Source organism: Microbacterium sp. HJ5 (assembly GCF_054824025.1).
In genome coordinates, this window is record NZ_JSYE01000014.1 from 12,448 (window position 1) to 24,304 (window position 11,857).

The window sequence follows — 11,857 nt, forward strand, 5'->3', positions numbered from 1 at the left end:
CGACGGCGTGCGCGCATCGATGACCGCCCGCTCGCGGGGGTTCGGGAAGGGGGCGGTCCGGAGCCCTCGGCTCACGGACCGCCCGGTGCGTCGAAGCGCACAGATGTCCTCTTGGGGAGTTGGACATCGCGGAAGTGCTCTGGGGATGCGCTTCCGCCTGAAGAGAGACGGCGACGGCGCTTCTGTTACGCGATTCGCCGGAACGGCTTCTCGGTGATCGGCTTGCCAGCAGCGTCCGCCGGAACCCGTCGCCGGTTTCGCGTAACGAATCGCCCACGACGGAGTCCTTCTTCCGAACCTTCCGCACGCCCTCTTCCGACAGGCCACGCCATGACCCTCGCGTCTCCCCAGCGCAACGACGGATCGCTGTGACAGACCCGACCACCGAACCCGGCGCGGAGACCGTCAGAGTCTCCGACGCCGATCTCGTCGACGCGACACGACGCGGCGATCAGGCGGCGTTCGCCGAGCTGTGGCGTCGCCACCACCGTGCGGGTCTCGCCGCCGCGCGGTCGGTCACGAGCACCTTCGATGCCGACGATCTCGTGCAGGAATCGTTCACCCGCATCTACGAGGCCATCCAGCGCGGAGGCGGCCCGACCCTCGGGTTCCGTGCCTACCTGCTCACGTCGATCCGCAATACGGCCGCCGGGTGGGGCAAGGCTCGCCGCGAGGTGGCCTTCGAAGAGCTCGACCTCGTCGCCGAGCCGCAGGTCGACAAGGCGATGACCGACGAGGCGCTCGACGGCAGCTTCACGGTCCGCGCGTTCCGCTCGCTGCCCACCCGGTGGCAGGAGGTGCTCTGGTACTCCGAGATCGAGCAGCTGAAGCCGGCCGACATGGCACCGCTCCTCGGTATGAAGCCTTCCGCGGTCGCGCAGCTCGCCTTCCGGGCGCGCGCCGGGCTGAGGGATGCCTGGATCCAGGCGCACCTGCGCTCGCTCGATGACAACGAGGAGTGCCGCTGGACCGTCGAGCGGCTCGGAGCGTATTCGCGTCGCAACGTCTCGAAGCGGGACTCCGCGAAGGTCGAAGCGCACATCCTGGACTGCGCCCGATGCGCGATCATCTTCGAAGAGGCGAAGCAGGTCGGCAGTCGGCTGGCTCTCGTCCTGCTGCCACTGGCGCTCGGCGGCGTCGGCGCGACAGGGTACCTGTCCTACCTGCAGGGCGCCGCGACCGAATCCGTGGCCATGGCTTCGGGCGAGGGCGCCTTCTCCGGCCCGGCCCACAGCACCCCGTCACCGGCTCCGTCGCGCCCGTCGAGGTTCCGCCGTCCGCGGCGTCCCGACGGCCAGGGCGCGGGCGCGGCGGGAGTCGCCGGGGTGGCGGGTGCGGCCGGCGTGTTCGCCTCCCTCACATCAGGCGGAACGGCGCACGCGGCCATGATCGCGGTCGCGGTGGTGGTCGCTGTCGGAGGGGCGGGCGTCGGCGGCGCCGCGATCATCGCCGCGGTGAGTTCGGCATCGTCCACATCGCTCGACGCCTCCGGCGCCACCTCATCCGGCCCCGACGCAGACTCCGACCGATCCTCGGGCTCACCGGCGGTCACGCCTGGCGCCGTTCCCACGGCGACCCCGGAGCCCGCGCCCAACGCGACGCCGACCGAGCCGGTCCCGCCCCTCGAGCAGGTCCCCCCGCCCGCCCCCCAGCCGCCGGCCGTGCCCGGGCCAGGCTCGGCTCCGCCGCCGCCGCACGCCGAGGAGCCGGCGCCGACGGAGCCCTCCGAACCGGCGGAGCCCTCCGACCCGACGGAGCCCTCCGACCCGACGGAGCCGACCGACCCGGAGGAGCCGGAGGAGCCGGTGCACCCCGAGCCGCCCGTCGACCCCGAGCCCACGGATCCACCCGAGCTCCCGATCGACGCCCCGATCATCTCGAGTTCGCAATGGTGGTGGGACGCCACGCCGAGCCTCAACGTGCACGTGGTGGTCGCCGGCGTTGCAGGCGAGAGCGTCGAGCTGGCGATCGACGGGCGGATCGTCGCCGTGCAGAGCATCGACGAGACCGGAACGACCGGATTCACCTTCGTCCCGGCCATCGCGGAGTTCGTCGCGAACGCGCCGGTGAGCTTCACGTACGTCCGCGGCGACGTGCGCGGCGCGGTCGTCACGGTGCCGCTCGCCACGCTGCTCTGAGCGATCGGGAAAAAGTTCTCCGAGATCGCGTAATGAAGTTCGGGGCGCGCGCTCTTTAGGGTCATGAAGCTCAGCCCCAGTGACCTTCATCGGAGGGTCGCACTCCCACCGCGAGCCTCCGCGCGCTACAGCGCGCCGGAGCGGTCCGCAATCCGGGGGGATGCGGACCGCTCCACATCAGCAGGGCTCTGCCGCACTCCTCACCGACCGGAGTGCGGTGGCGTCCGTGGACGCGACGACGGGCGCAGTGACGCGTGCAGTGAGAGCTCGATCCACCCGCACCACCCGCAGGCGCTCGTCAGCGCCGACAGCGGATCCCCCACGGGCACCGGGCTGCGCAGCTTCGCAGCGATGAGAGGGCAGGGAACACCATGAGGCGACTCGTCAGCACTTTCCCCAGGTTCGCGGCTGCGGGCGGCGGTGCCCTCCCAGCCGACCGAACCTCGCCTCCCCGCCATCGTGCGATGCGTATCGTCGCGATGGCGGTCGCGACGGTGCTCGTCGCTGTGGGCATCGCCGTCGTCGCGCCCGCAGCGCCCGCCACCGCCGCCGACAACACGTACCTGATCGACGACTACCGCATCCTGAACGACGCCGTTCCCGGCAACGGCGTGTGCGCGACCTCGTCGAACACCTGTACGCTCCGCGCGGCGATCCAGGAGGCCAACGCGACGCCGGCCGAGACGACCACGATCGGTGTCGCGCCCGACGTCGATCCGCTCACCGCGGGCGTGCAGTCCACCGGGACGGTGTGGCAGGGGCGCATCATCCAAGGTGACGCGCCCGCCCCGCTCGCGACGTTCAACCCGGGCGCCCTGCTGCCCATGGCCAGCCTGACGTCCCCCGGCACTCTCGACGCCTCGGCGTGGAACGTCATCTCGGCGCCTGTCACGCTCGACCTGGGCAATCGCCTGGCCGTCGCACCCGTCGACGATGTGTGGGACGCCGGAGCCGCCTTCTACGTGAATGCGCCCGACGTCACGATCCGCAACTTCCAGCGCATCAGTGCCAGCGAGACGGCGATCGTCGCGGGCCCGAACGCCGACCGGCTCACGATCGAGAACGGCCGTACGGCCGACACCACGTCGAGCTACCTGGAGCGATTCCTCTACCTGAACGGCGGGGCGGACGGCACCGTCGTCCGTGAGGTGACCCTCGCGAGCCTGTCCGAGTCGGCCGTGATGGTCGCCGCCGGTGCCACGATCAACGGCCTCACGCTCGACCGGATCACTCTCGACAACATCGCAGACACCCCGGCCGATGCGTACGACGGCCTCGAGAAGCTCTTCGGCGCAGCATCCACCCTCAACGATCTCGTCGTGACGGGATCGCGCTTCGCCGGCTCGCGGACGGGAAAGTCGGTCTTCAACATGGACGACCTCGTGCTCAACGACGCGGTCTTCGAGGGCAACAGCTTCGTGGGAGGCCGCTACGGCCTCACCGACAACCTCGTCGCGTACATCTACTACTCGTCGAGCTCGGGTGCCAACAACGTCATCCGCGACAACCTCTTCGATGTCGGCGACAAGATCAACGGACACGCGATCACGCTGGACGGCGACCTGGCCATCACCGACGGTCGCCGCGGGGCGTTCGCGATCGTCGACAACACCTTCACGGGTGAGACGATCTCGAGCTGGCCGATGATCCAGCTGTACTACACCGGGCTCATCGAGGTCCGCCGCAACATCTTCACCAAGACGAACAGCGGCGACGGGCCGGCGAGTGAGAACCGCACGTATCAGGACACCGTTCTCTACAACGAGAACTATGCCAACAACCGACCCGGAGCGACCCTCGGGTCCGGCATCGACACCTGGTACCCCGTGGCGACGACCGTGAGCACCACCGACTGCCTGGTCGACCTGACCCTGCGCTACCCGGCCGCGAACATCTTCTATCCGAACACCCAGCCAGAGGCGACTGGCACGAGCGAGATCGACGTGTACTGGACGCCGACGACGAGCGTCGACGCCGACCTGTTCCTGGGTACGCGGACGATCCCGGCGGGTACCGCCGACGTCGTCCTCGACGACGTGCCCGTGCCGCCGGGCGCCGGCAAGCTGCGCGTCCAGACGTACGACTCGGGGGGCCGCACCTCCCAGCACTCGCGCTCGATCGCCGTCGACCTCATCGACGTCTGCGCGCCCGATGTGCAGCTCGAGCAGGCGGCTGCGCAGGCGGATCCCACGTCGGTCCGTGACCTGCGATTCGTCGCGACCTTCACCGAGCCGATCGACGACGGCCAGCTGGTCCCGGCCGATTTCGCGGTCGTCGGCTCCACTGCCACCAACGCCCGCGTCACGGGCGTCACCCGAATCGGCCCGTCGTCGTTCGAGATCGTCGCGCGCGCCGACGCGAGCGGTGACGTCGTCCTGACGCTTCCCGCCGGCGTCGTGCAGGATCCCGCGGGCAACCCGTCGACCGCGTCGACATCGACCGACAACACGGTCGCCTACGTCTCGCCGCTGTCAGTGACCCCCGCGTCGCTGACGGTGGCTGAGCCCACTGGCTCGTCCCCGTACACCGTCACCCGCAGCGGCCTGCCCGCAACGGCCGACATCGTCGTGACGCCGACGGTCGCCCCTGCCCTCGCAGCGGCCACCCCCGCCACGGTCGTGATCGCACCGCTCGCGGACTCGGCGCAGGGGGCGATCACCGCCGTCGACAACCTCGTGATGGACGGCACTCGCGCGACCGTGCTGTCGTTCGCCGTCGCGTCGGCCGACCCCAACTTCGACGGGCTGCTCCTTCCGCCGATCTCCGTCGACGTCCTCGACGACGACGTCCCGGATGCGACCACGAGCTCCCTCACGGTCGACCCCGACCCGACTGCGGGCGAGGTCGTGGCCGACGGTGCCTCCGCGTACACGCTGACCGCGACCGCCCGCAACGCGGCCGGGACGATCGTCCAGGGCGCGCTCGTCTCGTTCGACCCGCAGGACGCTGAGGCCGAGCTCTCCGTCAGCTCGTGCACGACGTCTCCGGCGGGCACCTGCTCGATCACGGTGACGAGTTCCGTCCCGGGCGTGTGGGACGTGAGCGCCCGCGTCGTGGGCGCCGACATCGCCGACAGCCCGGTCGCTCTCGAGTTCACGCCGCTTCCGGCGTCCGCCGACGACTCGCGCCTCGACGTGCTGACTGCCGGGCCGCTCGTCGCCAACTCCGGTGACGCGTACGACGTGCGTGCGACGCTGGAGGACTCGCTCGGCAACCCCGTCGCGGGCGAGACGGTGACGTTCTCGGGCGCGGGCGTCGAGTTCTCGGCAGTGACGTGCGACACGGATGCCGCCGGCCAGTGCGTCGTGCAGGTGAGCGGCCTGGCCCCGGGCACCTTCTCGGTCGCGGCATCCGTCGCCGACGGCGCTCTGGGCAACAGCCCGGTCGACGTCGTGTTCTCCGTGGGGGCGCCCGACGCGGCCGCGTCCTCCCTCACGGTGACCGCCGGCGACCGCCTCGCCGACGGCGCGGCCGCGCACGAGGCGACGGTCGAGCTGCGGGATGCCTCAGGGAACGCGCTGACCGGAGCGGCATCGTCCGTCGAGTTCGCACTCAGCGGAGTGGGCGTGCTGGGCGCGGTCGTAGAGACCGTGCCGGGCACCTACCGCGTGACGATCACATCCGACGACATCGGCACGGCGACGGTCACCGCCCAGGTGGGCGGCGAGGACGTGACCGGCAGCCCGGCCGACGTGGACTTCGTCGCCGGGTCCGCCTCCGCCGCGGACTCGGTGCTGTCGATCAGCAGCGGTCCGCAGACGGTGGGCAGCGGCGCGTACGACGTGACCGCGACGATCCTCGATGCGAGCGGCAACCCCGTCGAGGGCGTGGAAGTGACCTTCGCCACCTCGGGCGACGCCGACCTCGCGCAGACTACAGCCACGACCGACGCCGCAGGTGTTGCCTCCGTGGTGCTGACCAGCGAGCGCGCGGGCACGCACCCGGTGTCCGCGACCATCGTCGACGCGGGCTCCGGCTCGGCCGTCGACATCGGCGGCAGCCCCGTCGACGCCGTCTTCCAGGCGGGTCCCGCCGACCTCGGCAACGCCGGCACGGCTCTGTCCGTGACGGGCAACCCGGCGGAGGCGAACGGAACCGCGGCGGTCACCGCACGCGCGACCGTGGTCGATGAGTTCGGCAACCCTGTGGCGGGTGTTCAGGTCGACTTCGCCGTGGACGCGCCGGCAGTTCTCGGCTCGGCCTCGGCGACCACCGATGCCGACGGGCTGGCCACGACGACGGTCACGTCGTCGACTGCCGGATCGTTCGATGTGACGGCGCAGATCGCGGGCAGCGCGCTCACGGGCAGCCCAGCGGCAGCCCAGTTCGTCAACGGCGCCGCCGACCCCGGCTCGTCGTTCTTCACCGTCACCTCGGGAACGCGCACGGCCGATGGCGCCGACGCGCACACGATCACCGTGACCCTCCTCGACGCGAGTGACAACGCCGTCTCGGGCGGCGAGGCCGGCATCGCCGTACAGCCGGGGCCGTTCACCGTCTCCGGCTTCACCGAGACGGCGGCTCCGGGCGTCTACGAGGCGACGGTGACGGCGACGCAGGCCGGGACGAAGAACCTTACGGTCGTGGTGCTCGGCAGCACCCTCACCGGCGGCGACGGCGTCAATCCGAAGTCCGTCGCGTTCATCGCCGGCCCGCCGTCGGCGGGTGACTCCACCCTCACCACCACCACGGGGACGCGCGTAGCGGGCGTGGGCACGCACACCGCGACGGCGAGGGTGCTCGACCCCGAGGGGAATCCCGTGGCGGGCGCCTCGGTGACCTTCACGGTCTCGGGATCCGCGGTCGCGACGCCTGCGACAGCGACCTCCGATGCCAGCGGCAACGCTGTGGCCGCCATCTCCTCGACGGCGGCCGGAGCCGTGATCGTCTCGGCGTCGCTGGGCGGCGTCACGGTCGGCGGAGACGGGACCTCGCGCACGGTGACCTTCGTCGCCGGCCCGGTCTCCGCGGCCGCCTCCGGGCTCGCCGTCTCGCCGGCCGGCCCGATCGTCGTGGGCGCCGACTACACCGTCGTCGCGACCACTCGTGACGCTTTCGGCAACCCGGTCCAGGGCGCCTCGGTGACCTTCGGCGGCCCGGCTGCGCTCGACCTCTCCTCGACGAGCGGCACCTCGGGTGCCGACGGCACCGTGACCATCACGGTCACGTCCGAGGTCGCCGGATCGCACTCCCTCACCGCGCAGGTGGCCGGGGCCCCCATTACGGGCAGCCCCGCGCCGCTCGCCTTCGTCGCGGGCGAACCGGATGCCGCGGCATCCGCCCTCTCGGTGACGACGGGCGACCGCGTGGCCGACGGCACAGCGACCCACGTCGCCACCGCCGCGGTGGTCGACGGGTTCGGCAACCCGCTGCAGGGAGCCGTCGTGGACTTCGGCCTTCCCGCCGCCCTCACGGGCGCAGCCACGTGCACGACCGACGCAGCGGGCACGTGCGACGTCGCGCTGACCAGTGCGACGGCCGGCGCGTTCGCGCTCACCGCCGCGATCGACGGCGAGCCGATCAGCGGGTCCGGTGCGACCGTGCGCTTCGTCGCCGGTGGCGCCGACGCGTCGCAGAGCTCGCTCACCGTATCGACGGGGACGCGCACAGCGGACGGCGTTGCCTTCCACACCGCGCAGGTCACCGTCCGCGATGCGAAGGGCAACCCGGTCGGCGGGCACACTCCCGTGGTCACGGCCACCGGACTCACGGCGTCGGGCGGCTGCACGACCAACGCCGCCGGCGTCTGCACGGTGCAGCTGCGCACCACGGCCGCGAGCGACTACCCCGTGACGGCAACGGTGGCGGGGTCCGCGGTAGGCAGCGGCAGCCCGTCGTCCGTGCAGTTCGTGGCCGGCGCACCGTCCGCCGCGCAGTCCACCATCGCCGCACTGCCCACCCAGATCACGGCGGACGGCGCCTCGACGAGCGAGCTGACGGTGTCCCTGGCGGACGCGTTCGGCAACCCCGTGACGACAGACGCCGCGGTCGTCGTCATCGCCGCCTCGGCGTCCACCGGCACCCCGGGAAGCCTCCTCGGCTCGCCCATGTACGTCGGGAACGGCATGTACCGGCAGACGGTGGTCGCTCCCATGACGGTCGGCGTCGACACGTTCTCGTTCACGGTCGGCGGAGCCGCGTCGGGCGACACGGCGACGGTGTCCTACACGGTGGGAGCACCGTCGGCGGCGACGTCGACGATCGTGGCCGCCCCGTCGGTGCTCACCGTCGGCGGCAGCGACGGCAGCGTGACCGTCACACTCCGTGACGCGGCCGGCAATCCGATCACGACCGGCGGAGCCGATGTCGACATCGTCCAGTCTTCCGGCACGGCCGTCCTCGATCCCGCCGGAATCGTCGATAACGGCGACGGCACGTACTCCCTCGCCTTCACGTCTCCCGCCCTGGTGGGCACCAGTGAGTTCGGCTTCACGATCGGCGGCGTCCCGGGCACGGCGACGGCGTCGGTGACCTACGTCGCCGGACCGTCCTCGGCGAACGACCACTCCACCATCGAGGCCACGCCCACCCAGATCGAGGCGGACGGCGCGACCACCAGCGAGATCGTCGTGACGATCCGTGACGCATTCGGCAACCTCCGCGCGACCGGCGGCGACTCCGTCGTCTTCGCGCTCGAGGCGGGTTCCACCGGGATCCTCGACCCTGCAGGAGCGACCGACAACGGCGACGGAACCTACTCGATCACCCTCACCTCGCCGACCGAGATCGGAACGGCCACCGTGACGTTCACGGTGAACGGAGAGCAGGCGGACGCTACCGCAGCAGTCGACTTCGTCTCGGGCATCGCGGATGCCGCGACCTCCGAGATCGCCGCGTCGCCGACCTCGATCGACGCCGACGGCGCATCGACGAGCACCGTGACCGTGACCCTGCGGGACGCGAACGGCAACCTGATCGGCGGCGACGTCGACGATGTCACGATCGGCCTGAGGTCGGGAACCGGCACGGTCGGCGGCGTGACGCCGCTCGGCGACGGCCGCTACCAGGCCACCGTCACGGCACCGCTGGCAGTGGGCTCCGGCGAGTTCGAGTTCACCGTGAACGGTGCCGCAGGCACCGCCACGGCGACGATCGACTACGTGGCCGGCGCCCCGAGCCTCGCGCAGTCGCTGATCACGGCCGACCCGGTGACGACGACCGCTGATGGTGCGGCCACGAGCACCGTGACCGTGACGCTGAGGGATGCCGCGGGCAATGTCGTGACCGACTCCGCCGCCGCAGTCGTCATCGTCGTGACCAACCCCGGCGGCACCGCCGGAACGGTCGGCGCGACCACCGACAACGGGGACGGCACCTACACGGCGACCCTGACAGCGCCGGTCCTCGTGGGCGGAACGGTGGTGGGATTCACCGTCGACGGCTCGAACGCCGACGCGACGGCCACCGTGAGTCACACCGTCGGAGCTCCGTCGCCGTCGGAGTCGACCATCTCCGCCGCGCCGGGCAGCATCACCGCGAACGGCTCGGCGACGAGCACGGCGACCGTGGTCCTGCGCGACGCGAACGGCAACGCGTTCACAGCTTCGGCCGGAGTGCCTGTCGTGATCAGCCTCGTGAACGGCACGGGAACGGTCGGCGCGACCACCGACAACGGCGACGGAACCTATTCGGCGACCGTGACGGCGCCGTCCGCTCCCGGCTCGGGTGAGGTCGGCTTCACGATCGACGGGGCGAGCGGCACGACGACGGCGACGGTCGACTACACGATCGGCGCTCCGTCCGCTGCCACCTCCACGATCACCGCGGCGCCCCCGACCATCACCGCGGACGGAGTGTCCACGACCACGGTCACCGTGCAGTTGCGCGATGCCGCGGGGTCGGCTCTCGGCGCCGGCGACGCCGACTACTCGGCGCTCACCGTGACGATCGTGTCGGCGGGCGGCACCGCCGCCGGTGCGATCGGGGCGGTGACGGACAACGCGGACGGCACGTTCTCGGCCGTGGTGACCGCGCCCAGGACCGTCGGCTCGGAGGACTTCGGCTTCACGGTGGACTCCGTCGCCGGCGGCAGCACCGCCGCGGTCGAGTACGCGGTCGGAGCGCCCGATGCGTCGACCTCGACGATCGACGCTTCTCCCGGATCGGTCGTCGCGGACGGAGTCTCGTCGACGACACTCACCGTGACTCTGCGGGACGCCTCCGGGAACCTCTATGCAGGCGCGGCGGCGGTGGCCATCTCGCACGTGTCCGGCCCCGCCGGCACGATGTCGGGGACCCCGACGCAGAATCCGGACGGCACCTGGTCGGTGACGGTCGTCTCGCCCGCGACGCTCGGCACCGAGATCTTCGGGTTCAGCGTCGACGGGGCAGCCGCGAGCGACGAGGCATCCGTCGACTACACCGTCGGACCCCCGTCCGCGGCGACTTCCACCATCGCCGCGGCGCCGGATACCCTCCCGGCAGACGGTTCGAGCACGGCCGTGGTCACCGTCACCGTGAACGACGCGGCGGGCCGCCCCATCACGTCCGGCGGCGCGACCGTGCAGATAATGCTGGCGTCGGGCGGAGGCACCGTGGGCGCCGTGACCGACAACGGCGACGGCACCTACACCGCGACTCTGACCGCACCCACGTCGGCCGGCGCAGCCGAGGTCTCGTTCACGGTGGCCGGCGTGCCCGGAGCGGCCACCGCCGCGGTGACCTTCGAGGCGCTGCCGGTGGCGGCGGAGCCGACCGTCACGGCACCTGCTCCCGGTGACCTGACGAACGACCCCACGCCGACGTTCGCGGGGGAGGGGCAGCCGGGCGCCACCGTCACCGTGCGAAACGACTCCGGCGCGCCGGTGTGCAGCACGACCGTCCAGCCCGACGGTTCGTGGACCTGCACGCCGACCACGCCGCTCCCCGAGGGCACGACGACCCTCACGGTCGTCCAGACTGTCGACGGCATCGAGAGCGAGGGTGTCGGCGTGACGCTGACGGTCGACACGACCGCACCCGCGGCTCCGAGCGTCGCACCCAGCGACGGCACCACCGTCTCGGGAACGGGCGGTTCGCCCGGTGGGAGCGTGGTCGTCACCGACGCCGACGGGAATCCCGTGTGCACCGCCGAGGTGGCGGCGGACGGCAGCTGGTCGTGCACGCCGGCGACGCCGCTCGAGCCGGGCACGAGCCTGACCGTGGTCTCGATGGATGCCGCGGGCAACGCGTCACCGCCGGTGACGCTGGTCGTCGCAGCCCCCGAGCCGGAGCCGCAGCCGGAGCCGGAGCTGACACTCGACATCGAGATCGACCGCATCGCACGAGGCACCGTCCAGTCCGCCATCGCGCGGGGCTTCCAGCCCGGCGAGGAGGTGTCGGCGACGATGTACTCCGACCCGATCGACCTCGGGACGCAGATCGCCGACGCCAACGGGACGGTCGAGTTCGAGTGGTACATCCCGACCTGGGTCGACCTGGGCACGCACACCCTCGAGGTCACGGGCAGCGTCTCGGGCATCGTGAGCGACGAGTTCGAGGTGTACGACTCCACCTTGGCGGCGACGGGTGCCGACGGCATCCCGCGCCAGCTGGGCTGGGCATCGCTGCTCCTGGGGGCCGGCGTGCTCGTGCTGGCGGTGTCACGCCGCCGCGGTGAGAAAGAGGCCTAGCCGTTCCGCCGCCGGCCCAGGGGCCGCCGACGGAAGACGACCCGCGAGGGATGAGATCCGTCGGCGGTCTCTCCGCCGTCGTCGACGTGCGGTAGACGCGAACACTCG

The 11,857-nt window shown here is 71.7% G+C and carries 2 protein-coding genes; both read left to right on the forward strand.

Annotated elements, in window-relative coordinates; genetic code table 11:
• Positions 1 to 368 precede the first annotated feature (368 nt).
• Positions 369 to 2,138 (forward strand): sigma-70 family RNA polymerase sigma factor, encoded by a 1,770-nt coding sequence (locus tag OB08_RS07935; protein ID WP_461473874.1) that lies wholly within the window; start codon positions 369 to 371, stop codon positions 2,136 to 2,138.
• A 464-nt stretch (positions 2,139 to 2,602) separates the two neighbouring features.
• Positions 2,603 to 11,749 carry a beta strand repeat-containing protein gene (locus OB08_RS07940; RefSeq protein WP_461473876.1) on the forward strand — a complete coding sequence of 3,049 codons (9,147 nt, stop codon included), beginning with the start codon at positions 2,603 to 2,605 and terminating at the stop codon, positions 11,747 to 11,749.
• Positions 11,750 to 11,857 lie beyond the last annotated feature (108 nt).

Bases quoted from the DNA above. Each gene is read 5' to 3' on its own strand.
- OB08_RS07940 (WP_461473876.1), top strand. From the start codon at position 2,603: ATGCGTATCGTCGCGATGGCGGTCGCGACGGTGCTCGTCGCTGTGGGC.